We start from the raw sequence: 23,213 nt of genomic DNA on the forward strand, positions 1-23,213 counted from the left end.
CAGCGCATGAGCGACTCCGTGAGCGTGAAGTCGACGGCGCAGCGCTCGCCCGAGGGGCTCCCGCGGGTCGGGGCCGGCACACCGCGTGTGTCGGCTCCGGCCCGTCCGGGGCCGGCCCGGCGGGCGCGTCGCTGGCGGCAGCGACTCGAGATCACGCTCTTCACGGGGCCCGCGATCGTCGTGTTCGTCGCCTTCGTCATCCTGCCGGTGGCCCTGGCCGCCTACTACGGCTTCTACCGCTGGCAGGGGTACGGGGCCCCGACCGACTTCGTCGGCCTCGGCAACTACGCGCTGATCTTCACCGACACCGCGTTCCACGACGTGCTGCTGCACAACGGCGCCATTCTCGTGCTGTCGCTCGTGCTGCAGGGGCCGGCGGCGATCGTGCTCGCGCTGCTGCTGAACCAGAAGATCCGCGGCCGCTCGATCATCCGGGTGCTGATCTTCGTGCCGTACGTGATCTCGGAGGTCATCGTCGGCACCGGGTGGAGCCTCATGCTCCAGACCAGCGGCGCCGTCAACGACCTGCTGGGAAAGATCGGGCTCGGCGCCCTCAAGGTCGACTGGCTGTCGAATCCGCACATCGCCATCTGGTCGCTGATGATCATCATCTCGTGGAAGTACATCGGCTTCGCGGTGATCCTGTTCCTCGCCGGGCTGCAGAGCATCCCCGACGAGTTGTTCGAGGCGGCCTCGATCGACGGGGCCTCGTACTGGCAGATCCAGCGCCGCATCACGCTGCCGCTGCTCGGGCCCACCATCCGCATCTGGGCGTTCCTCTCGATCATCGGGTCGCTGCAGCTCTTCGATCTCGTCTACATCATCTGGGGGCAGTACGTGGCGTCGACCGCGGGCACCTCCACCATGGCCACCTACATGGTGGGAGAGGGGCGCAACGCCGGCAGCTACGGCTACGGCAACGCCGTCGCCGTGGTGATGTTCGTGATCTCGCTCGCCATCGCCCTCGTCTACCAGCGCTTCGTGTTGCGTCGCGACACGGCCGGTGCCCTCACCGAAAGGCATTCCTGATGTCCGCCACGACCATCAAGCTGCCGGCGTCCGGCCGACGCCAGGGGAGAGCGTCCGTCAAGTGGGGCAGCCCGGTCACCTACTTCATCGCGCTGCTGTTCATCGCGGTGAGCCTGGCGCCCGTGCTCTACATCGTGCTCGGCGGGTTCCGCACGAACTCGCAGATCACGACCGACCCCTCGGGGCTTCCCGCGCCGTGGCAGATCAACAACTACCTCGGCGTGCTCACGAGCGGCACGTTCTGGCAGGAGCTGGGCAACTCGGCGATCTCGGGCGTCAGCACGACGCTCGGCGCCGTGGCCCTCGGCCTGATGGTCAGCTACGTGCTCGCGCGCTACAACTTCCGGGGGCGCGGGGTCATCTACTCGCTGTTCGCGGCGGGCCTCATGTTCCCGATCACCGTGGCGATCACGCCGCTGTACATCCTGGTGAAGGATCTGGGCCTCGTGAACAGCCTCGCGGGGGTGATCCTGCCGCAGATCGCCTTCGCCCTGCCCACGACGGTCATCATCCTCGTCCCGTTCCTCAAGGCGATCCCGGACGAGCTCGAGGAGGCGGCCGCGATCGACGGAACGAGCCGGATCGGGTTCTTCTTCCGGATGGTGGTGCCGCTCTCGCTGCCGGGGGTCATCACCGTGGGCATCCTGGCGTTCGTCGGCAGCTGGAACAGCTACATCCTGCCGCTGTTCATCCTGAGCGACCAGGTCAACTACACCCTTCCGCTCGGCGTGCAGGCGTTCTCGTCCCAGTACTCCCAGGACACGGCCAAGGTCTTGGCGTTCACCTCGCTCTCGATGCTCCCGGCGCTCATCTTCTTCACCCTGTTCGAGCGCCGCATCGTCGGCGGCCTGACAGGAGCCGTCAAGGGCTGACCGCGCCCCGCCGGGCTCCCGTCACCGACTCAGCCGCGCGTCCATCCGGACCGCGCAGAAAGAAGTAGATCCATGTCGCAGCCTCCCGCCGCGCCCTCGGTGTCGCCGCGCGTGCGGGCGCTGCACGCGCGCATGACCCTCGAGGAGAAGCTCGCGCAGATCGTCGGGTACTGGCTCGACCAGAACGGTGTCGTGGCACCCATGCAGAGCGAGATGGCGGCGGGCCGGCCGCGGGTGAGCGATCTCGCCGAGGTGACGCGCGACGGCCTGGGGCACTTCAGCCGGGTCTACGGCACGCGACCCGTCGACCCGGTCGAGCGCGCCCGATGGCTGTGGGCGGAGCAGCGGCGGCTGAAGCGCGAGACGCGCCTGGGCATCCCCGCGCTCGTGCACGAGGAGTGCCTGACCGGACTCGCCGCCTGGAAGGCGGCCACCTTCCCGACCCCGCTGGCGTGGGGGGCGACGTTCGACCCCGACCTCGTCTACGAGATGGCCGCGGCCATCGGCGACTCGATGAAGACGCTCGGCGTGCACCAGGGTCTCGCCCCCGTGCTGGACGTCGTGAGCGATCCGCGCTGGGGGCGCGTCGACGAGTGCATCAGCGAAGACCCGTACGTCGTCGGCACGCTGGGCACCGCCTACGTCCGCGGCCTGCAGGATGCCGGCATCCACGCCACGCTCAAGCACTTCATCGGGTACTCGGCGTCGCGCGCCGGCCGCAACCACGCCCCCGTGCACGCGGGGCCGCGCGAGATCGCGGATGTCTACCTCCCGCCGTTCGAAATGGCGATCCTCGAGGGCGGCGCCAAGTCGGTCATGAACTCGTACGCCGACATCGACGGAGTCCCCCTGGCCTCCAGCACCTCGTATCTCACGGGAGTGCTGCGCGACGAACTGGGCTTCACCGGAGTCGTCGTCGCCGACTACTTCGCGGTGGCCTTCCTCGAGGTCATGCACGCGGTCGCCGCCGATCGCGGCGAGGCGGCGGCGCTGGCCCTCGAGGCGGGCATCGACATCGAGCTGCCGACCGGCGACGCGTTCCTGCAGCCCCTGGCCGACCGGATCCGCGCGGGCCGGTTCGACGAGGCCTACGTCGATCGCGCGGTGCTCCGGGCGCTCGCCCAGAAGGAGGAGCTCGGCCTGCTCGAGGCGGACGCCTACGAGGACGAGCCGCCCTCGCACGTCGACCTCGACTCCCCCCGCCATCGGCAACTGGCGCGCGTGCTGGCTCAGGAGTCCGTCATCCTGCTCTCCAACGACGGAGTGCTCCCACTCGGCGACGGGACCGATGCGGCGCGCAGGATCGCCGTCATCGGCCCGAACGCGCACCGGGCCGAAGCCCTGCAGGGCTGCTACTCCTTCGCCAACCACGTGCTCGCCCACCATCCCGAGGTTCCGCTCGGCGTCGAGATGCCCACGATCCTCGACGCCTTCGAGCGCGCGACCGCCCGCGGCGGGGCCGAGATCGTGTTCGCCGAGGGGTGCACGGTCGAGGGCGACGACCGCTCGGGCTTCGAGGAGGCCGTGCGGGCGGCGCAGTCGGCCGACGTCGCCGTCGTGGTCGTCGGCGATCAGGCCGGGCTGTTCGGTCGGGGCACCGTCGGCGAGGGCAACGACACCGAATCGCTCGAGCTGCCCGGCGTGCAGCGCGAGCTCGTCGAGGCGGTGGTGGCGACGGGGACCCCGGTCGTGATGGTGGTCGTGAGCGGGCGGCCGTACGTTCTGGATTGGGCGCTCGACGGGGTCGGAGCTCGACCGGGCGCGACCTTGCAGGCCTTCTTCCCGGGAGAGGGGGGCGGCCTGGCGATCGCCGACGTGATCCTCGGCGACGTCAACCCCTCGGGTCGGCTCCCGCTCTCGTTGCCGCGTTCCGCGGGCGCGCAGCCGTACTCGTACCTGCACCCCATCCTCGGCGGCCCCTCGGATGTGACGGCCGCCGATTCGACGCCGCTGCGCCCGTTCGGTTTCGGCCTCGGCTACAGCGGGTTCGAGTACTCCGAGTTCGAGGTCGACCACGAGGTCGCGGCCGGCGGAACCTTCGCGGCCCGGGTGACCGTGACGAACGTCGGGTCCCGCGCGGGCGCCGAGGTCGTGCAGCTGTACGGCCACGACCTCCAGGCCACCATCGCCCGGCCGGTCGCACAGCTGCTGGCCTACGCGCGCGTGGCGATCCCTGCCGGCGAGAGCGCCCGGATCGAGTTCTCGGTCCCGACCGGGCGGCTGGCATTCACCGACCGCCGGATGCGGAAGATCGTCGAACCCGGCGACGTGGAGATCTGGGTCGGTTCCCACGCGGCGGCATCGCCCCCCGATCGGCCCGGCCCGGCGATCGTCGGAGGTCGACACGTCTCGGGGCACGGCGTTCCCGGCGTCGCGACCGAGCGTGCCAGGCTGTCGATCGTCGGCCCGCGCCATGATGTCGAGCGCAGCGATCCGCGGCAGGCGGCCTGGAGCGCGACCGCTCTGGGCGCGGGTGGCGCCACGCCGGATCGAGACCTGGACCGCGACAGCGAGAGGAGTCGATCGTGACTCAGACCAAGACCATCCGGGTGGCCATGATCGGCCACGGCTTCATGGGAGTCGCGCACTCCCAGGCCTGGCGCGTCGCGCCGAGGTTCTTCGATTTGCCGGCGCGGCCGGTCATGTCGGTGCTGGTCGGGCGGGATGCCGGGAGCGCTTCGGCCGCCGCGCAGCGACTCGGCTGGGAGTCGAGCTCCGACGACTGGCGCGAGGTCGTCGCGCGCCCCGACATCGACCTCGTCGACATCTGCTCGCCGGGCGACAGCCACGCCGAGATCGCGATCGCCGCCCTGCGGGCCGGTAAGCACGTGCTCTGCGAGAAGCCTCTGGCCAACACGGTCGCCGAGGCCGAGGCGATGTCCGAGGCCGCCTCGGTCGCCGCCTCGCGGGGCGTGTACGCGATGGTCGGCTTCAGCTACCGTCGGGTTCCGGCGATCACCTTCGCCCGCGATCTCATCCGCGCGGGCCGGATCGGCACCCTGCGTCGGGTGCAGGCGGCCTACCTGCAGGACTGGCTGGTCGACGAGAACGGCCCCATGACCTGGCGGCTCGACAAGGATCGGGCGGGGTCGGGTTCGCTGGGCGACATCGGCGCGCACGCCGTCGACGCCGTGCAGTTCATCACCGGCCAGACCTTCGAGCAGGTCAGCGGAGCCCTCGAGACCTTCGTGCGCGAGCGGCCCCTGCTGGCCGAGGGCATCGGACTGGGCGGCACGCCCTCCACCGAACGCGGGGTGGTCACGGTCGACGACGCCGCCTACTTCACCGCGCGGCTCAGCGGCGGCGCCGTCGCGACGGTCGAGGCGACGCGGTTCGCCACGGGACGCAAGAACGCGTTCCGACTCGAGTTCAGCGGGTCGCGGGGCGCCGTGAGCTTCGATCTCGAACGGATGAACGAGCTCGAGTTCTATGACGGCGACGATCCGGCGGGGGAGCAGGGTTTCCGCCGCATCCTCGTGACCGAGCCCGAGCACCCCTATGCCGGAGCGTGGTGGCCGACCGGTCACGGGCTGGGCTACGAGCACGCCTTCTCGCACCAGGTGCGCGACCTGCTGGTCGACATCGCGGCCGGCCGGCAGCCGGAGCCCTCCTTCGCCGACGGCCTGCAGGTGCAACGCGTGCTCGACGCGGTCGAGACGAGCGCGGCCAACGGCAGCGGATGGACGCGGGCATGAGCCGGGTCGCCCTCATCGTCCGGGGCGGCTGGGACGGCCACGAGCCCGAGCAGACCACCGACTCGTTCGTTCCCTTCCTCGAGGCCAATGACTTCACCGTGCGGATCGAGACCTCGCCGGCCGTCTACACGGACGAGGAGTTCATGGACACCGTCGACCTGGTGCTGCAGATCAACACCATGTCGACGATCCAGTCCGAGGAGTTCGCCGGACTCCAGCGCGCCGTCCTGCGCGGGGCCGGCCTCGCGGGATGGCACGGCGGGATCGCCGACGCGTACCGCGACAACGCCGACTACCTGCACATGATCGGAGGCCAGTTCGCCCACCACGCGGGCAAGGACCCGGGAGAGCGCACCGGAGAGCAGTCGGACAACTACATCCCCTACACGGTCCACATCACCGAGCTGGGCACCGCGCATCCGATCACGGCGGGGATCGGCGACTTCGATCTGGAGACCGAGCAGTACTGGGTGCTGAGCGACGAGTACAACGACGTGCTCGCGACCACGACCCAGGAGGTCCGTCCGTGGGACGCCTGGCACCGGCCGGTCACCTCTCCGGCCGTCTGGGTGCGCGAGTGGGGGGCCGGCCGAGTCTTCGTGTCGGCGCCGGGTCACAAGCTGGACGTGGTGCGGGAGCCCCATGTGCGCACCATCATCGAAAGGGGACTGCTGTGGGCGGCGCGTTGAGGATCGGCATGATCGGGGTCGGCAACATCAGCGCCCAGTACCTCGCGCAACTGCCCCGGCTCCCCGACCTCGAACTGATCGCCGTCGCCGACCTCGACCGCGAGCGTGCCGCGACGACCGCTGCCGCGCACGGGGTGCGCGCCCTCGAGGTCGAGCAGTTGCTCGGCGATCCGGACATCGACGCGGTGCTCAATCTGACGATCCCCGCCGCCCACGTCGAGGTGGCACTCCGGGCGCTCGAGGCGGGCAAGCACGTCTACACCGAGAAGCCGTTCGGGCTGACGGTCGCCAGTGCGCTCGAGCTCGTCGCGCCCCGCGCCGACGGACTGCGGGTGGGCAGCGCTCCGGACACCGTGCTCGGAACCGGGATCCAGACGGCGCGTCGCGCGCTCGACGACGGCCTCATCGGCGACCCGGTGGGGGCGTCGGTGCATTGGTCGGCGCCCGGGCACGAGCAGTGGCATCCGGCCCCGGCCTTCTACTACCAGCCGGGCGGCGGGCCGCTGTTCGACATGGGCCCCTACTACCTGACGAGCCTCGTGACGATGTTCGGGCCCGTGGTGCGCGTCGCCGGGCTCACCGGGCGCTCGTCGCGCGAGCGCCGGGTGGTCCAGGGTCCTCTTGCGGGCACCTCGCTGCCGGTGGAGGTCGACACCCACGTCACGGCGATGCTGGAGCACGCCAACGGGGTGAGCTCGACGGTCACGGTGAGCTTCGAGGTCTGGGCCACGAAGTCGCCGCTGTTCGAGGTGTACGGAACCGCGGGGACCCTGCTGATGCCGGATCCGAATCAGTTCTCGGAGCCGGTGAGCGTATGGACCGTCGACGAGCGCGACTGGCGCGTGCTGCCGGAATCGGCGGGATACCGTGCCGCAGGCCGGGGCATCGGCCTCGCCGACATGGCGGCCGCGATCTCGCACGGCGCCCCGCACCGCGCCTCCGGTGAGCTGGCGTTCCATGTGCTCGAGATCATGGAGGCCGTGCTCGCCGCCTCGGCGGAGGCGCGGGTCGTCGGGATCGGCAGCACGGTGGAACGCCCGGCTCCGGTGCCGCTCGGCGGAGGCGAGCGAGCGATCGCCGGGTGATCCGGGCGGTCCTGCCCTGCACGTCGTCGGGGCTGATTTGGCGCCGATGACAACAAAATCGGCCCCGGGTCTCGACCCCTTGGATACAGTGGCGGCGTGACAGGCCCCGTGATCGGCCCCGGACGCAACCTCGACGGGGTGCGCCGGGGCAACCTCTCGTCGGTGCTCGGCTTCGTGCACCGGACCGGGGGCGTGTCACGCTCGCAGATCACGCAGCTCACCGGACTGAACCGTTCGACGGTCGCCGCGCTGGTCGGCGAGCTCGTCGAGTTGCGGCTCGTGGTCGAGAACAGCCCGGAGGCCACCAACCGCGTCGGCAGGCCGTCCCCGGTCGTCACGCCCCATCCCCGCACCGTCGCCATCGCGGTGAACCCCGAGGTCGACGCGGTCACGATCGGGATCGTGGGGCTGGGTGCGCGGGTCGATCGCCGCATCCGGCACGAGGTCGACCACGCGGTGACGCCCGAGGAGACCGCCGCGATCGTCGCGGGGGTCCTCACCGAGCTGGCGGAGGACCTGGCCGGGCGACGGGTGATGGGGATCGGGCTCGCCGTTCCCGGGCTGGTGCGCTCGCTCGACGGCATGGTGCGGTGGGCCCCCCACCTGGGTTGGACGGATGCCGCGGTCGTGCCGCTGATCGAAGCCGCAACCGGGCATCGGGCGCGCGCGGGCAACGACGCCAGTCTCGGCGGATGGGCGGAGCACCTCTTCGGCGTCGGGCAGGGCGTCGACGATCAGATCTACCTCAACGGCGGCGCGAGCGGCATCGGCGGCGCCGTGATCTCGGAGGGGAAGGCGCTCGGCGGCCACCGCGGGTTCGCCGGCGAGTTCGGCCAGAACCGACCGGGTTTCGTCGACCCCGCCGACCGCAGAACGCCCGGCGGCACCCTGGAGGACGAGGTCAGTCGCGCCCGGCTGCTCTCGGTGCTCGGCATGACCGGGGGCGACGAGGCGGCACTCGAGAGCGCTCTGCTGAGTTCCACCTCGCCTGCGGTGCACGAGGAGCTCGGTCGTCAACGTCGTGTGCTCGCCGTCGGGCTCAGCAACGCGATCAACGTGCTCAACCCCGAGCTGGTCGTGCTCGGGGGCTTTCTCGCCAGCCTGCACGCCTGCGATCCCGAGGCGCTCGCGCGGGAGGTGGCTGCACAGGCCGTGCCCGCCGCCTGGGAGGGGACGCGCATCCAGCCGGCCGCCCTCGGTGAGGACCGGCTGATGATCGGCGCCGCGGAGCTCGCGTTCGCCGAGCTGCTGGCCGACCCCGCCTCGGTCGTCTGACGCGGCTGCGGATCGCCTCGTGGTTCGTGGCGGTACAACGTTGTAGAGTGTCGCTGCCCCGCCAGCGGGCGGGCGGTGAGGAGCGCGCGGATGGCGTCGACGCTGCATGATGTCGCGCACCTCGCCGGCGTCTCGATCAAGACGGTGTCGAACGTCATCAACGACTATCCGCACGTCCGTCCCAGCACGCGTGCGAAGGTCGAGGCGGCGATCGCCGAACTGGGCTATCAGCCGAATCTCTCGGCACGCAGCCTGCGGTCAGGCCGCACCGGGGTGATCGGCCTTGCCCTGCCCGAGCTCAGCCTGAGCTACTTCGCGGAGCTGGCCGACCGGGTCATCGCGGCGGCGGAGCGCCGCGGTCTGACGGTGCTCATCGAGCAGACCGGCGGCGACCGCCGTCGCGAGCTCGACGTGCTCACGAGCTCGCGCCGGCAGATGACCGACGGTCTGCTGTTCAGCGCGCTCGGCATGCACCAGGAGGATGCGGCGCTGCTGTCGGTGCCGTACCCGCTCGTGCTGCTCGGGGAGAACATCTTCGAGGGCCCGACCGATCACGTCACGATGGAGAACATCGAGGCGGCCCGCGCCGGCACCGACTACCTCATACGACTCGGGCACCGCCGCATCGCCGTGATCGGAGCGCATCAGGGCGAGGTGATCGGGTCGGCCGGACTGCGCTTCCGCGGCTACCGCGAGGCGCTCGACGCGGCCGGCATCCCGTTCGACCCGTCACTGGTCGGCTTCGCCGACCCCTGGCACCGCGCGAACGGAGCGCTCGCGACGCGGCGGCTGCTCGACGAGGGCGTGGAGTTCGACGCCCTGCTGTGTCTCAACGACACGCTCGCCCTCGGTGCCATGCGCGTGCTGCAGGAGGCGGGCATCCGAGTTCCGCAGGACGCGTCGGTTCTCGGCTGGGACAACATCGACGAGGCGAAGTACTCGCTGCCAAGTCTGACCACGGTCGACCCCGGCGTCGACGAGATCGTCGAGACGGCGGTCAGGATCCTGGTCGAGCGGATCGAGTTGCGCGGCGCCGAGGGGCCCGCCCCGCGGGAGATCTTCGCGGGGTTCTCGATCGTCGAGCGCGAATCCGTCGCCGCCCGCAACTGATCGGCGCCGAGGGGTTGACAGTGCGCGAGGGGCTCGGCAAGATGCTTTTTGCAACGTTTACATACAACGTTGTAAACCTTGCGAAGGCCGGTCCGGGCCCCTAGGTCGAGAAGTCCCGGACGCCCCTCAGCCTCCAACAGAAAGAGCGCCATGATCTCGGCCCGTCTCACCATCGACCCTCACTTCGAGGTCGGTCCCGTCAACCGCCGCCTGTTCGGCTCCTTCGTCGAGCACCTCGGGCGCTGCGTCTACGACGGCATCTACGAGCCCGGGCACCCCTCGGCCGATGCCGAGGGCTTTCGCACCGACGTCATCGAGCTCGTGCGCGAGCTCGGCGTGTCGACCGTGCGCTATCCCGGTGGCAACTTCGTCTCGGGATTCCGCTGGGAGGACAGCGTCGGCCCGCGCGAGCAGCGGCCGCGCCGGCTCGACCTGGCCTGGCACTCGACCGAGACCAACGAGGTGGGGCTGCACGAGTTCGCGTCCTGGCTCGACAAGGTCGGCGGTGAGCTGATGCTGGCCGTGAACCTGGGCACGCGCGGTCCGCTCGAAGCGCTGGACCTGCTGGAGTACAGCAACGTCGCGGGAGGGTCGACGCTCTCGGATCAGCGGGTCGCCAACGGCAGGACGCAGCCCTTCGGCATCTCGATGTGGTGCCTCGGCAACGAGATGGACGGTCCGTGGCAACTCGGACACCGTTCCGCCGAGGACTACGGCAAGCTCGCCTCGCGCACGGCCAAGGCCCTGCGGCAGCTGGATGCCGACGTCGAACTCGTCGCCTGCGGGTCATCCAACTCCTCGATGCCGACCTTCGGCGAGTGGGAGCGCGTCGTGCTCACCGAGACCTACGACGACGTCGACTTCATCTCGTGCCACGCCTACTACCAGGAGTCGGACGGCGACCTCGGCAGCTTCTTGGCCTCGGCGGTCGACATGGACCGGTTCATCGAGACGGTCGTCGACACCGCCGACCACGTCAAGGCGGTCAAGCGCAGTGACAAGCAGATCAACATCTCGTTCGACGAGTGGAACGTCTGGTACGTCGACCGCTACCACGACGTGGATCGCATCACGGCGATCGACGACTGGCCGATCGCGCCGCGCCTGCTCGAAGACGTCTACTCGGTCGCCGACGCGGTGGTGGTCGGCAACCTGCTGATCTCCCTGCTCAAGCACGCCGACCGGGTGACCGCCGCATCGCTCGCGCAGCTGGTGAATGTCATCGCGCCGATCATGACCGAGCCGGGCGGGCCGGCCTGGCGCCAGACGACGTTCTTCCCCTTCGCGGTCACCTCGAAGCTGGCCACCGGCTCGGCGCTCGAGGTGAAGCTCGAGGTGCCCGAGTACGAGACGGCCAAGTACGGGGCGGTGCCGCTGATCGACGCCGTGGCGACCCACGACGCGCAGACCGGAACCACGTCGGTGTTCCTCGTCAACCGCTCGCTCAGCGACGAGGCCACGGTGACCATCGACATCGCGGCGCTCGGTCGCGCAGCGGTGGTCTCGGCGCAGACCCTGTCGGACACGGACGTCACCGCGAAGAACACGCTCGCCGAGCCGGAGCGCGTTGGCCTCATCGCCAACGACTCGGCGACGATCGCCGACGGGGTCGTCACGATCACGCTGCCGCCCGTCTCGTGGACGGCGCTCGAGCTGAACGGGGAGGCGTCGACGGGGGCCTGAGTCGGGCGCGGCCGGCACTGGGGGAGCGGCACTCGAAGGCGCTAGCGTCGGAGCATGAGAATCCTCCTCGTGGGTGCCGGCGGCGTCGGCGACGCCATCGCCAAGATCGCGGCCCGTCGCGACTTCTTCGAACTGATGGTCGTGAGCGACTACGACCTCTCGCGTGCCGAGCGCACGATCGCCTGGATCGTGGCCAAGCACGGTGAGCAGGGCGGTCGTTTCGTCGCCGCCAGGATCGATGCCTCCGATCCCGACAACGTGGCGGCGGTCGCACGCGAGCACGCCGCCACGCATGTCATGAACGCGGTGGAGCCGAAGTTCGTCCCGACGATCTTCGCCGGCGCCCTGGCCGCGGGGGCCGACTACCTCGACATGGCGATGAGCCTGTCGGAGCCGCATCCCGAGAACCCCTACAGCGAGACGGGCGTCAAGCTCGGCGACGACCAGTTCGAGCAGGCTCCCGATTGGGAGAAGGCCGGCCGCCTCGCCCTCGTCGGCATGGGCGTCGAGCCGGGTCTGAGCGACGTCTTCGCGCGCTACGCGATCGACGAACTGTTCTCGTCGGTCGACGAGCTCGGCACGCGCGACGGCGCGAACCTGGTGGTGCACGATGAGGCGGGCAACGAGATCTTCGCGCCCTCGTTCTCGATCTGGACCACGATCGAGGAGTGTCTCAACCCGCCCGTGATCTGGGAGAAGGACGCCGGCTGGTACACGACCGAGCCTTTCTCCGAGCCCGAGACCTTCGTGTTCCCGGAGGGGATCGGCGCGGTCGAGTGCGTCAACGTGGAGCACGAGGAGGTGCTGCTCATGCCGCGCTGGCTCGATGCCAAGCGGGTCACCTTCAAGTACGGCCTGGGCGACGAGTTCATCGGCGTGCTGAAGACCCTGCACATGCTGCACCTGGACTCGGTGGCCCCGCTGCGGGTGCGCAGCGCGAACGGGCCGGTCGAGGTGGCTCCGCGCGACGTCGTCGCGGCGGCGCTGCCCGATCCGGCCACCATCGGACCGCGGATGACGGGCAAGACCTGCGCCGGCGTCTGGGTCACCGGCACCGGCAAAGACGGCGCCCCGCGCGAGGTCTACCTCTATCACGTGAGCGACAACGAGTGGACGATGGCCGAGTACGAGAGCCAGTGCGTGGTCTGGCAGACCGCGCTCAACCCGGTGATCGCCCTCGAACTGCTCGCCTCCGGCGTCTGGACGGGGACGGGCGTGCTCGGCCCCGAGGCCTTCCCCGCCGGTCCGTTCCTCGAGCTGATGGCCAAGCCCGTCGAGCAGGGCGGATACGGCCAGCGGTGGGGGCTCGAGGACAGGCTCGCGTCCTAGGCTGACGGCATGACGGACGCCGAAGACCAGGTCGCCGCGGCGCAGCAGGCCCTCGCCGAGGCGCAGGCCGCGCTCGCGGCGGCGCAGGCGGCCGCCGCGGCGTCCACGCTGGTCGACGCGGAGCCGACCGCGCCCGGCTCCACCGTCGGCTCGTCGGATGCCGCCCGGCCGCTGTCCGATGCGGAGGTGGCCGCCGTCCGAGCCGGGTACTCGTTCGACGCGCCCGCGCTCGAGATGGGGGCGCTGGTCAACGGTGCGCCTCTCGCCGACGTGCCCATCCGCATCCCGCTCGCGATGGTCAACCGGCACGGACTCGTGGCCGGCGCGACCGGAACCGGCAAGACCAAGACGCTTCAGGTGCTCGCCGAGCAGTTGTCGGCCGCCGGCGTGCCCGTGTTCGCGGCCGACATCAAGGGCGATCTGAGCGGGATCGCGACCGCCGGCACCGCGACCGCCGCCCTGCTGGAGAGGGCCGGCGGCATCGGTCAGCACTGGACGCCGGCCGCGGCGCCCACCGAGTTCTTCACGCTCGGCGGCCTCGGCACGGGCATTCCGATCCGGGCGAGCGTGAAGGGTTTCGGGCCCCTGCTGCTCAGCAAGGTGCTCGGGCTCAACCCCACCCAGGAGTCGAGTCTCGGTCTGGTCTTCCACTACGCCGAGCAGGCGCAGCTGCCGCTCGTGGACCTCTCCGACCTGCGATCGGTGCTGATGTACCTGATCGGCGACGAGGGCAAAGCCGAGCTGGCGAGCCTCGGCGGGCTGTCGAGAGCGACGACGGGGGTCATCCTGCGCGAACTGGTGACCTTCTCAGACCAGGGAGCCGACGTGTTCTTCGGCGAACCGTCGATCGACGTGCAGCAGTTCCTGCGACTGGCACCGGACGGCGTGCGCGGAATCGTCAGCCTGCTCGAGGTGCCGAGCGTTCAAGACAAGCCGGAGCTGTTCTCGACCTTCCTGATGTGGCTGCTGAGCGAGCTCTACCGGGCGCTGCCCGAAGCCGGCGATCTGCCCAAGCCGAAGCTGGTGTTCTTCTTCGACGAGGCCCATCTGCTGTTCAACGGCGCCTCCAAGGACTTCTTGCAGCTCGTGACCCAGACCGTGCGCCTGGTCCGTTCCAAGGGCGTCGGCATCTTCTTCGTGACGCAGACGCCCAAGGACGTGCCCGGCGACGTGCTGGCGCAGTTGGGCAGCAGGGTGCAGCACCAGCTGCGTGCGCACACGCCGGATGACGCGCGGGCGCTCAAGGCGACCGTCTCGACCTATCCGATCTCGGGCTACGACCTCGCGCAGGTGCTGCAGAACCTCGGAACCGGCGAGGCGATCGTGACCGTCATGAACGAGAAGGGCGCGCCGTCGCCGGTCGCCTGGACGCGGGTACGCACGCCGCAGAGCTCGATGTCACCCAGTTCGCCCGAGCGGCTGGCCGCCACGGTCGCGGCATCTCCGCTGCTGGCCCGGTACGGGATCCCGGTCGACCCGGTGTCGGCGCGCGAGATCCTCGAGCAGAAGCAGAAGCAGAAGCAGAAGCAGAAGCAGAAGCTCGCGGCGGTGGCGGCCGTTGCGACAGAGGCCCAGGCCCAGGCTCCGGTTCAGTCGCCGAGGATCGGCGCGGCCCCTCGCCGTGCGAAAGCCGAGCGGGCGGCGGCCGCGCCGCCTGAACGCAGGCAGCGAGAGGCCACCGCGGGCGTCAAGATCGCGCGTCTGGTCGTCGCAAAGCTGTTCGGGTCGACCCGACGCTGACCGGCGTCGAGGTCGAGCCGGGCGGCTCCGATCAGGACGGGAGGAATGCCACCGGCATTCCGACGATCACCATCACCCAGGTGGTGGTCGCGAAGGCGAGCAGCGCCGCCGCCGCGAGGACCGCGACCCACATGATCGGGCGGTTCTCGAACCAGTAGGCGCTGCCCGGATATGACCGGAAGAACTCCCGGATGCTGAGCGGCTCCGTCACGACGGTGGCGCGAACGGGCAGCGCGTTCGCGATCGCGGTCAGATCGCCGGGATGCCAGAAGGTGCCTCGCATCCGGAACAGCCGATGCCCCTCGCGATCGCGGACCAGCAGCTGCGGCACGGCATCGGGCGACTGCCCGACGTAGGTCGGAACGATCGTGACGGTGGCGATCGACTCGAGCGGAACCCGCAGCATGGGGCTGAAGATCCCGCGCCCGATCAGCTCGGTGGCGGTGACGGCGCTGTACACCGTCAACTGCCGGGCCAGGGTCGCGAGGCAGGCGATCGACAGGGCGAGATGGACGACGAACACGGCGAACCAGGTGTCGTGCTGGACCCCGAACCAATACAGCACCCCGAAGACCGGGAGCATGGCGAGCACGATCGACACGAAGGCCGTGACCATGAGCGAGCGGCGCGGGCGAACGAGCACGACCGGAGCCGGGTCCGCTGTGGATGCCATGGCGGAGCCCTCCCTGTTGTCCGGTATGGATGCTGCGGTGGCGTTGGTCGGATCTGGGCGGTGCGTCGGAAGCGGAGGATGGGGGATTCGAACCCCCGAGGGCTTTCACCCAACACGCTTTCCAAGCGTGCGCCATAGGCCACTAGGCGAATCCTCCTGGCCGCTCGGAGGAGCGGTGGCCACAGGGAATCATACCCGTCCGTCGGCCGTGCTCGAGTCGCACGAATGGGGGACGCACCCCGGCGGGGACGGTAGAATCTCAGACGGCTCCCCGCGTGGCGCCATCCAGGCCAACTCCCCCAGGGCGGAGACGCAGCAAGGGTAACCGGGCTCTGGCGGGTGCGCGGGGGGTCATTTCTTTGCCCGGAGCAGCCCTGCTTGGGGGGTGCCGCGCCTCTCGACCTGAGCCATATTCTGCACTCGTGCCGTCCAACCAACGGCGTATCGACAGCTGGATCAGGCCATGACGAGGTGGACCCATGGGGCATTCGAAATCACATCAGCGAGCCCTCGGAAAGGGTTCAAGGGGTCTCTCCGCAGTGGTCGCGCTGCTGCTCGCCGGTTTCGCTGCCCTGTCGGTACCTGCGGTCGCTCAGGGTGCGACGCCGGTGGTCGCCCAGGGCGCCGGGAGGCTTCTCACAGCCGAACTCGCGAATTCGGGAATCGACTCCCTGCTCGCCCTGAACGGGGCGTCGGCCGTTGACCCCTACGGCTTGGGCAACGTCACCTCCGACACCCCGCTCGACGCGACGGCATTGGGCCTGCTCCACCTCCAGGTCAGCGGAGTCGATCTGTTCGGCAGCAGCGGGATCATTCAGCTCGGCGCCGTCGGGCAGTACGCGGGCGCCAACAACGACGCCTCATCGGTCGCGTTCTCGGGAACCGTCAGCGATGCCTCCAGTCTTGTCGGAGCCGGCACCGTCGTGACCGGCAGCAACGTCGGCACCCCCGGCGCCGGAGACTCCGCCAGCATCGATGTCGGTACTGCCCAGATTCTCGGCGGCACCGACCTGGTCGACCTGCAGGTGGGAGTCGGCGCCGTCGCCGCCAGCGCCGCACAGACGAGCGGTGGGACGCAATCGGGCGCGTACACCGTCTCCAACCTCAACGTGGGTGTCGGAGGCACGGTGCTCGGGGGGACGATCGGGACTCTCAACACCGCCCTCGCTCCCGTCCTGGCTGCACTCAGCGGGCTCGGAGTCACCGTTCCGAACCCGTTGGCCAGCGGGCAGCTCACCGTCTCGCTCGACGATCTGCTCGCCGCCGCCGGGGTGGCGAACATCGGCCTGCTGCCCCCTGGCACCAACCTGCTGGCGTACCTCCCGCTCGCTGTCAGCACCAAGCTCACCACCGTCGTCAACACGCTTCTGACCGATCTCAACACGGCCGTGAGCGGGCTCGGCCTGGTCGATCAGCTCGTCGTCGCGCCGCTGCTCGCGACCGCCGAGGGACTCATCACGCCGATCCTCGCCGCCCTGACCACAACACTCGCAGCTCCGCTCGACGCCGCCGTCGAAGCCCTCCTTCAACTGGATGTCAACAACCAGAGCAGCAGCGGCGGCGCCTTCACGCAGAACGCCCTCACGATCGGCATCGGCACCGCAGGCTCGCTTGCCAGGGTCCGACTGGCCAACGCCACGGTGGGGCCCAATGCGGGCATCGCCGGGGTCACGCCGACGATCAGTGGTCTGACGCCGACCCTCGGCCCCGAGTCCGGCGGCACCTCGGTCGTGATCACGGGCACGAACTTCACCGGCGCGACGAGCGTCATGTTCGGAGCGACGGCGGCGACGAGCTTCACGGTCGACAGCGACACCCAGATCACGGCCGTGTCACCGCCTCATGTCCCCGCGACGGTCGGGGTGACGGTGTCGAACCCCGCGGGAACCTCCAACCCGGGCGACTTCACCTTCACGCCACTGATCTCGGTGACGAGGGTCGATCCGAACGTCGGCCCGGAGGGCGGGGGAACCGCCGTCACCATCACGGGTGTCTGCTTCACGGGTGCCACTGGGGTCGTCTTCGGGGGCCTTCCGGCCACCGCGTTCACCGTCGTCGATGACACCACGATCACCGTCACGACCCCGCCAGGGACGGGGCTGGTCGATGTGACGGTTCACGGCAGCCTGGGATGCGGAGGAGACGCGACGCTGCCGAACGCGTTCCGGTACGTGCGTGTAGCGCTGGCGATGACGGGCGAGGAGATCGCCCCGATGTTCGGCGTCGCCGCTCTGTTCCTGGTCGGCGGCGTCCTCGGTCTCCTGCTCCTGCGTCGGCCGCGACGTCTCGACGCCTAGGCCCGGCGAGGCGTCGGCGGCGCCGACTACTCTGTGTAGGTGGTCACCGCCCTGTACCGCCGGTATCGTCCGGAGACATTCGCCGAACTCATCGGCCAGTCGCAGGTGACCGATCCGCTGCGCACCGCCCTGCGCACCGACCGGGTCAACCACGCCTACCTGTTCAGCGGCCCGCGCGGCTGCGGAAAGACCACGAGCGCCCGCATCCTGGCGCGCTGTCTGAACTGTGCCGAGGGCCCCACCGACACCCCGTGCGGCGTGTGCGCGAGCTGCGTCGAGTTGGCCCGCGACGGGAGCGGCTCGCTCGATGTGGTCGAGATCGACGCCGCGAGTCACAACGGCGTGGACGACGCGCGCGATCTGCGCGAGCGCGCGGCCTTCGCGCCCGCCCGCGACCGCTACAAGATCTTCATCCTCGACGAGGCGCACATGGTGACCCCGCAGGGTTTCAACGCCCTGCTCAAGCTGGTCGAAGAGCCCCCGGACCACATCAAGTTCATCTTCGCGACGACCGAGCCCGAGAAGGTCATCGGCACGATCCGCAGCCGCACCCACCACTATCCGTTCCGTCTGGTTCCGCCGGCGCAGATGCTCGACTACGTGCAGCAGCTCAGCGCGGCCGAGAAGGTCGAGGTGCAGCCGGGAGTGCTTCCGCTCGTCGTGCGCGCGGGGGGCGGATCGGTGCGCGACACCCTGTCGCTGCTCGACCAGCTCATCGCCGGCTCCGAGAGCAGCACGGTCGAGTACGAGCGGGCCGTCGCCCTGCTCGGCTACACGCACGCGGCCCTGCTCGACGAGGTCGTCGACGCGGTGGGGGCTTCGGATGCCGCCGCCGCCTTCGCGGGCGTCGACCGCGTCATCCAGACCGGCCAAGATCCGCGGCGCTTCGTCGAAGACCTGCTTGAGCGCCTGCGCGACCTGATCGTGGTGTCGGCGACCCGCGACGGGGCGGCGGCGGTGCTGCGCGGCATTCCGCAGGACGAGATCGACCGGATGTCGGTGCAGGCGATCTCGTTCGGTGCGGCCGAGCTCTCCCGCGCCGCCGATGTCGTCAACGGCGCCCTGACCGAGATGACCGGCGCGACCTCGCCGCGGCTGCACCTCGAGCTCATGGTGGCGCGGTTGCTCGTGCCCGCCGTCGACGACTCCGCGCGCGGCGCCCTGGCGCGCGTCGAGCGGCTCGAGCGCAGGATCGGCATCGATGTCGCGGCGCCGGCGACTGCCGCCGTTCGGATCCCTGCGGCGACTCAGGCGCCCGCCGCCGAGGCGGCCGACGTTGCCCCGGTCGACGCCCCCGCCGACGTGACGCAGAACGCCCCGAGTCGTCCCCCCGGCACGGAACCGCCGCGCGCGGCCCCCGTCGCCGGCGCGCCCGTGACGCTCCAGCAGCTGCGCGATTCCTGGCCCGAGATCCTCGAGGTCGTGCAGAAGGCCAAGCGCACCGCCTGGATGGTCGTGTACACCTCCTCGGCGCGCGCCCTGCACGACGACGTGCTCACGCTCTCGTTCCCCAGCGAGACCGACGTGGCCAATTTCCGGGCCCCCACGACCTCCGGCGACAGCGTCAGCGAGCACCTGCGTGCGGCGATCAACTCGGTGCTGGGCATCCGGGTGAAATTCCTGGCGCGCGTGGATGCCGAGGCGGCCTCCGCGGCCCCCGCGACGGCGGCGGCGGGCGGCTGGAACGTCCGGCCGATCCCCACCGGCGACACCTCCGAGCCGGCGGCGCGCGTCGCCCCCGCCGGGGTGCCGTCGTCCCAGGAGCCGCCGTCCGACGAGCCGGAGCCGCCGTCCGACGAGCCCGAACCCCCAATCGACGAGTTCGAGCCGCCCGCCGACGAACCCGAGCCCTCTGCGCCGTCGGCCCCCGAGCCGCCCGCGGCCCCGCTGCCTCCGAAGCGGGTCATCGACGGCTCGGCGATCAGCGAGCCCCGACGCGGCTCCGCGGCCCCGGCCGCGCGCTACGGCGAGGCGGTCGTGCGCGAGCTGCTGGGTGCGAACTTCATCGAAGAGCAGAACCTGGCGCCGCGCGACCGGCCGGTGCCGCTCGATCCCACCGCCGCCGGAAGCGCGGAGTAGCCGATGTACGAGGGCATCGTCCAAGAGCTCATCGACGAACTCGGCCGCCTGCCGGGCATCGGGCCGAAGTCGGCGCAGCGCATCGCGTTCCACATCCTGCAGACCCAGAGCTTCGACACGACGCGGCTCGCCACGATCCTCTCCGAGGTGCGCGACAAGGTACGGTTCTGCGCGATCTGCGGCAACGTCAGCGAGCAGGACACCTGCACGATCTGCCGCGATCCGCGCCGCAACCAGTCGATCATCTGCGTCGTCGAAGAGGCGAAGGATGTCGCGGCCATCGAGCGCACCCGCGAGTTCCGCGGTCTGTACCACGTGCTCGGAGGCGCACTGAGCCCCATCGACGGCATCGGACCGGGCGACCTGCGTTTCACCCAGCTCGTGCAGCGGCTCGCCGACTCGACCGTCACCGAGGTCATCATCGCCACCGATCCCAACCTCGAGGGCGAGGCCACGGCGACCTACCTGTCGCGCCTGCTCGTGCAACCCGGGCTGCGGGTCACGCGTCTGGCGTCGGGGCTGCCGGTCGGCGGCGACCTCGAGTACGCCGACGAGGTGACCCTGGGCCGTGCCTTCGAGGGGCGCCGGGTCGTCGAGGCCTGAACCGGATCCCGGGCGCCTAGTTCGACGGGTGCATGACGAGCAGGGAACTCGTGGCGGTCGCGACGACCTCGCCCCGGGCATCCACCCCCTCCGCGCTCGCGAACATCACGCGTCGTCCGCGCTTGATCACCCGCCCGGTGAAGGTCAGCGTCCCGGAGTCGAGGGTCACGCCGCGCAGATAGCTGACGTTGAGATCGATCGAGGTGTAGCCGGAGCCGGCCGGGAGCGTCGAGTGCACGGCGCACCCGGTCACGGTGTCGAGCACGGTCGAGAGCACGCCGCCGTGCACGACGCCGATCGGGTTGTAGTGGCTGGGATGCGGCTCGAGGGTGAAATCGACCTCGCCGTCGAGCACCCTGCCGATCCTCATCCCGAGCAGCTGAGCGATCGGGGGAGCCGGCAGCTCGCCCGCCGCGATGCCGCGCAGGTAGTCCAAGCCGCTCACCGTCCGCACCAGGGCGAGCGCGGGGCCGGGATCGTTCCAGGTCACCGTGAGCGAGTCCTCGGCACCCCATCCGGGTCGTTCCTCCGTCATGCCGACACGCTATTGCCTGGTGCCCCGCAAGGGGCGCCGATCGCAGCGGATCGCACGCTCTCGTGGGCATCGTGGCGGCGCCCGCTGTCGGCGAATCCCCGCCTCGGATCTGGCACACTGTCGCGGTGAGCACTGACACCCGGCTGGTCGCCTTCGACCTCGACGACACCCTCGCCCCCTCGAAGTCGCCGGTCGACCCGCGCATGGCCCGCCTCATCGTCGAGCTGCTCGAGGCCGTCGAGGTGTGCGTCATCTCGGGGGGTCATTTCGGTCAGTTCAAGAGCCAGCTGGTCGACCAGCTGCCGCTCGACAACCCCGAAGCCCTCGGCCGGCTGCACCTGATGCCGACCTGCGGAACGCAGTACTACCGCTTCGTCGGGGACACACCGAACGAGAGCTTCTGGCATCAGCAGTACGCCGAGAACCTCAGCGACGACGAGAAGCGCGCGGCGCTCGCGGCGGTCGAGAGCGAGGCCAAGCGGCTCGGGCTGTGGGCCGAGGAGACCTGGGGTCCGATCCTCGAGGACCGGGGATCGCAGATCACCTTCTCGGCGCTCGGCCAGTCGGCCCCGGTCGATGCGAAGAAGGCCTGGGACCCGACCGGCGTCAAGAAGAACACGCTGCGCGAGGCGGTGCAGGCCCTGCTGCCGAACCTCGAGGTGCGCTCCGGCGGTTCGACCAGCATCGACATCACGCGACGCGGGATCGACAAGGCATACGGGATGACCAAGCTGGCCCAGCTCACCGACATCCCGATCGAGCAGATGCTGTTCGTCGGCGACCGGCTCGACCCGGACGGCAACGACTACCCGGTCAAGGCGCTGGGGATGCCGACGTATGCCGTCACGGGGTGGGAGGACACGGCATCCTTCGTCGAGTCGTTCCTCGCCGAGCGCGCCGCGTAGGCCGCGCGGCGTAGCCCCGCGCGTCGGGACCTCGCGCGTCGGGGTCGTCGCCGACCGATAAACTCAAGGGTCGGAGCGACGCGTCAACCAGGAGCCACCCCTTGAGCCTCATCGTGCAGAAGTACGGCGGATCCTCCGTGTCGGATGCCGAGAGCATCAAACGAGTCGCCAAGCGCATCGTCGAGACACGCAAAGCCGGCAACGACGTGGTCGTCGCCGTGAGCGCGATGGGCGACACCACCGACGAGCTGCTCGATCTGGCGCACGAGGTCACCCCGATCCCCGATCCGCGCGAACTCGACATGCTGCTCACGACGGGCGAACGCATCTCGATGGCCCTGCTCGCCATGGCGATCAAGAGCATGGGGGTCGAGGCCCGTTCGTACACCGGCAGCCAGGCGGGCATGATCACGGATGCCCGGCATGGCTCCGCTCGCATCGTCGACGTGACGCCGGTGCGACTTCGCGAGGCGCTCGACGAGGGCGCGATTGCGATCGTTGCGGGGTTCCAGGGCTTCAACCGCGACTCGAAAGACATCACGACCCTCGGCCGCGGCGGGTCCGACACGACCGCGGTCGCCCTGGCAGCGGCCCTCGGAGCGGACGTCTGCGAGATCTACACGGATGTCGACGGGGTCTTCACCGCCGATCCGCGGGTCGTCCCCCGCGCCCACAAGATCGAGCGCATCACGAGCGAGGAGATGCTCGAGCTGGCCGCCGCCGGCGCCAAGGTCCTGTATATCCGCGCGGTGGAATACGCCCGGCGGCACGGGGTCCTGCTGCACGTGCGGTCCTCGTTCAACAACAACGAAGGCACCTGGGTCACTGCCGACTACCCGCGCACCGAGGAAGGCACCGCCATGGAAGAGCCGATCATCACCGGAGTCGCCGGCGATCTCAACGAGGCCAAGATCACGGTCGTCGGAGTTCCGGACGTGCCCGGCAAGGCCGCCGACATCTTCGCCATCGTGGCCAAGACCGGCGCCAACATCGACATGATCGTGCAGAACGTCTCGGCCGCGGCCACGGGCCGCACCGACATCTCGTTCACGCTTCCCAAGGGGGAGGGCGAGAAGGTGCTGACCGCGCTGCGGACCACGCAGGCGGAGGTCGGCTTCGCCTCCCTGCAGTACGACGACCAGATCGGCAAGCTCGCCGTCGTCGGCGCCGGAATGCGCACGAGCGCGGGCGTCTCGGCGCAGCTGTTCCGGGCGCTGTCGGATGCGGGCATCAACATCGAGATGATCTCCACGAGCGAGATCCGCATCTCGGTCGTCACCCGTGCCGACACCCTGCACGAGGCGATGCGCGTCGTGCACAGCGCCTTCGGTCTCGACAGCGACGAGGTCGCGGTCGTGCACGCGGGCACCGGGCGCTAGCCCGGCTCGGCTAGCTGTAGTGCCCAGGGACGTTGTTTGATCTGGGTTTCGTGATGTGACGAGGACCTCCTCGGCAGAGTGGAGCTGCTACCACTTCGCTCTGACCCAAGGAGGTCCTCGTGTCTCACGGTAATGCGGCGTTGACGCCGCGGCATCGGCTTCGTCTTGCCAGGCAGGTGGTTGATGAGGGGTGGTCGATCTCGGCTGCTGCTGCTTACTTCCGGGTGTCGTATCC

18 protein-coding genes, 1 tRNA gene, 1 other RNA gene and 1 pseudogene are annotated in these 23,213 nt (G+C 70.0%); 18 read left to right on the forward strand and 3 right to left on the reverse strand.

Annotated elements, in window-relative coordinates:
- Nucleotides 1-6 precede the first annotated feature (6 nt).
- The 11 genes from ACFPJ4_RS11650 to ACFPJ4_RS11700 all read left to right on the forward strand — a co-directional run bounded on the left by ACFPJ4_RS11650 (nt 7) and on the right by ACFPJ4_RS11700 (nt 14,507).
- Entirely contained in the window at nt 7-1,029 is a 1,023-nt protein-coding gene (locus ACFPJ4_RS11650; RefSeq protein WP_386740594.1) for a carbohydrate ABC transporter permease, read from the forward strand.
- The gene (locus ACFPJ4_RS11655; RefSeq protein ID WP_386740595.1) at nt 1,029-1,901 is read left to right on the forward strand and encodes a carbohydrate ABC transporter permease; all 873 of its coding nucleotides are present in this window, start codon (nt 1,029-1,031) and stop codon (nt 1,899-1,901) included. The genes ACFPJ4_RS11650 and ACFPJ4_RS11655 overlap by 1 nt, the downstream gene beginning before the upstream one ends.
- A gap of 72 nt (nt 1,902-1,973) precedes the next feature.
- Nucleotides 1,974-4,430 (forward strand): beta-xylosidase/alpha-l-arabinosidase, encoded by a 2,457-nt coding sequence (locus ACFPJ4_RS11660; RefSeq protein WP_386740596.1) that lies wholly within the window; start codon nt 1,974-1,976, stop codon nt 4,428-4,430.
- A gap of 26 nt (nt 4,431-4,456) precedes the next feature.
- Nucleotides 4,457-5,596 (forward strand): Gfo/Idh/MocA family protein, encoded by a 1,140-nt coding sequence (locus ACFPJ4_RS11665; protein WP_386740632.1) that lies wholly within the window; start codon nt 4,457-4,459, stop codon nt 5,594-5,596.
- Nucleotides 5,593-6,285 carry a ThuA domain-containing protein gene (locus ACFPJ4_RS11670; protein WP_386740597.1) on the forward strand — a complete coding sequence of 231 codons (693 nt, stop codon included), beginning with the start codon at nt 5,593-5,595 and terminating at the stop codon, nt 6,283-6,285. Before ACFPJ4_RS11665 ends, ACFPJ4_RS11670 begins: the two co-directional genes overlap by 4 nt.
- Before the next feature lie 8 nt (nt 6,286-6,293).
- The gene (locus ACFPJ4_RS11675) at nt 6,294-7,370 is read left to right on the forward strand and encodes a Gfo/Idh/MocA family protein (protein WP_386740598.1); all 1,077 of its coding nucleotides are present in this window, start codon (nt 6,294-6,296) and stop codon (nt 7,368-7,370) included.
- A gap of 96 nt (nt 7,371-7,466) precedes the next feature.
- Nucleotides 7,467-8,645, forward strand: a complete 1,179-nt coding sequence (locus ACFPJ4_RS11680; protein WP_386740599.1) for an ROK family transcriptional regulator — start codon at nt 7,467-7,469, stop codon at nt 8,643-8,645.
- A gap of 90 nt (nt 8,646-8,735) precedes the next feature.
- Entirely contained in the window at nt 8,736-9,755 is a 1,020-nt protein-coding gene (locus ACFPJ4_RS11685) for a LacI family DNA-binding transcriptional regulator (protein WP_386740600.1), read from the forward strand.
- Between the two features lie 150 nt (nt 9,756-9,905).
- Nucleotides 9,906-11,438, forward strand: a complete 1,533-nt coding sequence (gene arfA / locus ACFPJ4_RS11690; RefSeq protein ID WP_386740601.1) for an arabinosylfuranosidase ArfA — start codon at nt 9,906-9,908, stop codon at nt 11,436-11,438.
- 54 nt (nt 11,439-11,492) lie between these two features.
- A complete protein-coding gene (locus ACFPJ4_RS11695; protein ID WP_386740602.1) occupies nt 11,493-12,767 on the forward strand; it encodes a saccharopine dehydrogenase family protein in 1,275 nt (424 codons plus the stop codon).
- Between the two features lie 9 nt (nt 12,768-12,776).
- Nucleotides 12,777-14,507 carry a helicase HerA-like domain-containing protein gene (locus ACFPJ4_RS11700; RefSeq protein ID WP_386740603.1) on the forward strand — a complete coding sequence of 577 codons (1,731 nt, stop codon included), beginning with the start codon at nt 12,777-12,779 and terminating at the stop codon, nt 14,505-14,507.
- Between the two features lie 31 nt (nt 14,508-14,538).
- Here the strand turns inward: ACFPJ4_RS11700 and ACFPJ4_RS11705 are convergent, their stop codons facing one another.
- Both ACFPJ4_RS11705 and ACFPJ4_RS11710 read right to left on the reverse strand, forming a co-directional pair.
- A complete protein-coding gene (locus ACFPJ4_RS11705) occupies nt 14,539-15,180 on the reverse strand; it encodes a hypothetical protein (protein ID WP_386740604.1) in 642 nt (213 codons plus the stop codon).
- 72 nt (nt 15,181-15,252) lie between these two features.
- Nucleotides 15,253-15,337: transfer RNA gene (locus tag ACFPJ4_RS11710), tRNA-Ser, on the reverse strand.
- Between the two features lie 105 nt (nt 15,338-15,442).
- Between ACFPJ4_RS11710 and ffs the strand changes: the two genes are divergently transcribed.
- The 4 genes from ffs (at nt 15,443) to recR (ending at nt 20,159) form a co-directional block, all read left to right on the forward strand.
- Nucleotides 15,443-15,539: signal recognition particle sRNA small type (gene ffs / locus ACFPJ4_RS11715), an RNA gene on the forward strand.
- A gap of 180 nt (nt 15,540-15,719) precedes the next feature.
- Nucleotides 15,720-17,477, forward strand: a complete 1,758-nt coding sequence (locus tag ACFPJ4_RS11720) for a choice-of-anchor G family protein (RefSeq protein ID WP_386740605.1) — start codon at nt 15,720-15,722, stop codon at nt 17,475-17,477.
- Between the two features lie 39 nt (nt 17,478-17,516).
- Nucleotides 17,517-19,556: a DNA polymerase III subunit gamma and tau gene (locus ACFPJ4_RS11725; RefSeq protein ID WP_386740606.1), complete on the forward strand. Its 2,040-nt coding sequence runs from the start codon at nt 17,517-17,519 to the stop codon at nt 19,554-19,556.
- Nucleotides 19,557-19,559: 3 nt separating this feature from the next.
- Nucleotides 19,560-20,159, forward strand: coding sequence for a recombination mediator RecR (gene recR, locus ACFPJ4_RS11730; protein WP_386740607.1), 600 nt, complete (start codon nt 19,560-19,562; stop codon nt 20,157-20,159).
- A gap of 16 nt (nt 20,160-20,175) precedes the next feature.
- On the opposite strand, the gene ACFPJ4_RS11735 is transcribed toward recR, so the two are convergent.
- On the reverse strand, nt 20,176-20,694 hold the full coding sequence (locus tag ACFPJ4_RS11735) for a PaaI family thioesterase (protein ID WP_386740608.1): 519 nt from the start codon (nt 20,692-20,694) through the stop codon (nt 20,176-20,178).
- Nucleotides 20,695-20,819: 125 nt separating this feature from the next.
- On the opposite strand from ACFPJ4_RS11735, the gene ACFPJ4_RS11740 reads away from it, so the two are divergent.
- From ACFPJ4_RS11740 to ACFPJ4_RS11750, 3 genes and pseudogenes are all read left to right on the forward strand, one after another.
- Complete coding sequence (locus ACFPJ4_RS11740) at nt 20,820-21,599, forward strand: HAD-IIB family hydrolase (RefSeq protein ID WP_386740609.1); 780 nt, start codon at nt 20,820-20,822, stop codon at nt 21,597-21,599.
- Nucleotides 21,600-21,700: 101 nt separating this feature from the next.
- Complete coding sequence (locus ACFPJ4_RS11745) at nt 21,701-22,978, forward strand: aspartate kinase (protein ID WP_386740610.1); 1,278 nt, start codon at nt 21,701-21,703, stop codon at nt 22,976-22,978.
- A gap of 119 nt (nt 22,979-23,097) precedes the next feature.
- A pseudogene (locus ACFPJ4_RS11750) lies at nt 23,098-23,213 on the forward strand (IS481 family transposase); the annotation flags it as partial.

This window comes from Lysinimonas soli, from assembly GCF_042655435.1.
GTDB lineage: Bacteria > Actinomycetota > Actinomycetes > Actinomycetales > Microbacteriaceae > Lysinimonas > Lysinimonas soli.

Coding starts and splice junctions, on each gene's coding strand:
- ACFPJ4_RS11650 (WP_386740594.1), top strand. CDS start 7: ATGAGCGACTCCGTGAGCGTGAAGTCGACGGCGCAGCGCTCGCCCGAG.
- ACFPJ4_RS11655 (WP_386740595.1), top strand. CDS start 1,029: ATGTCCGCCACGACCATCAAGCTGCCGGCGTCCGGCCGACGCCAGGGG.
- ACFPJ4_RS11660 (WP_386740596.1), top strand. CDS start 1,974: ATGTCGCAGCCTCCCGCCGCGCCCTCGGTGTCGCCGCGCGTGCGGGCG.
- ACFPJ4_RS11665 (WP_386740632.1), top strand. CDS start 4,457: ATGATCGGCCACGGCTTCATGGGAGTCGCGCACTCCCAGGCCTGGCGC.
- ACFPJ4_RS11670 (WP_386740597.1), top strand. CDS start 5,593: ATGAGCCGGGTCGCCCTCATCGTCCGGGGCGGCTGGGACGGCCACGAG.
- ACFPJ4_RS11675 (WP_386740598.1), top strand. CDS start 6,294: ATGATCGGGGTCGGCAACATCAGCGCCCAGTACCTCGCGCAACTGCCC.
- ACFPJ4_RS11685 (WP_386740600.1), top strand. CDS start 8,736: ATGGCGTCGACGCTGCATGATGTCGCGCACCTCGCCGGCGTCTCGATC.
- arfA (WP_386740601.1), top strand. CDS start 9,906: ATGATCTCGGCCCGTCTCACCATCGACCCTCACTTCGAGGTCGGTCCC.
- ACFPJ4_RS11695 (WP_386740602.1), top strand. CDS start 11,493: ATGAGAATCCTCCTCGTGGGTGCCGGCGGCGTCGGCGACGCCATCGCC.
- ACFPJ4_RS11700 (WP_386740603.1), top strand. CDS start 12,777: ATGACGGACGCCGAAGACCAGGTCGCCGCGGCGCAGCAGGCCCTCGCC.
- ACFPJ4_RS11705 (WP_386740604.1), bottom strand. CDS start 15,180: ATGGCATCCACAGCGGACCCGGCTCCGGTCGTGCTCGTTCGCCCGCGC.
- recR (WP_386740607.1), top strand. CDS start 19,560: ATGTACGAGGGCATCGTCCAAGAGCTCATCGACGAACTCGGCCGCCTG.
- ACFPJ4_RS11735 (WP_386740608.1), bottom strand. CDS start 20,694: ATGACGGAGGAACGACCCGGATGGGGTGCCGAGGACTCGCTCACGGTG.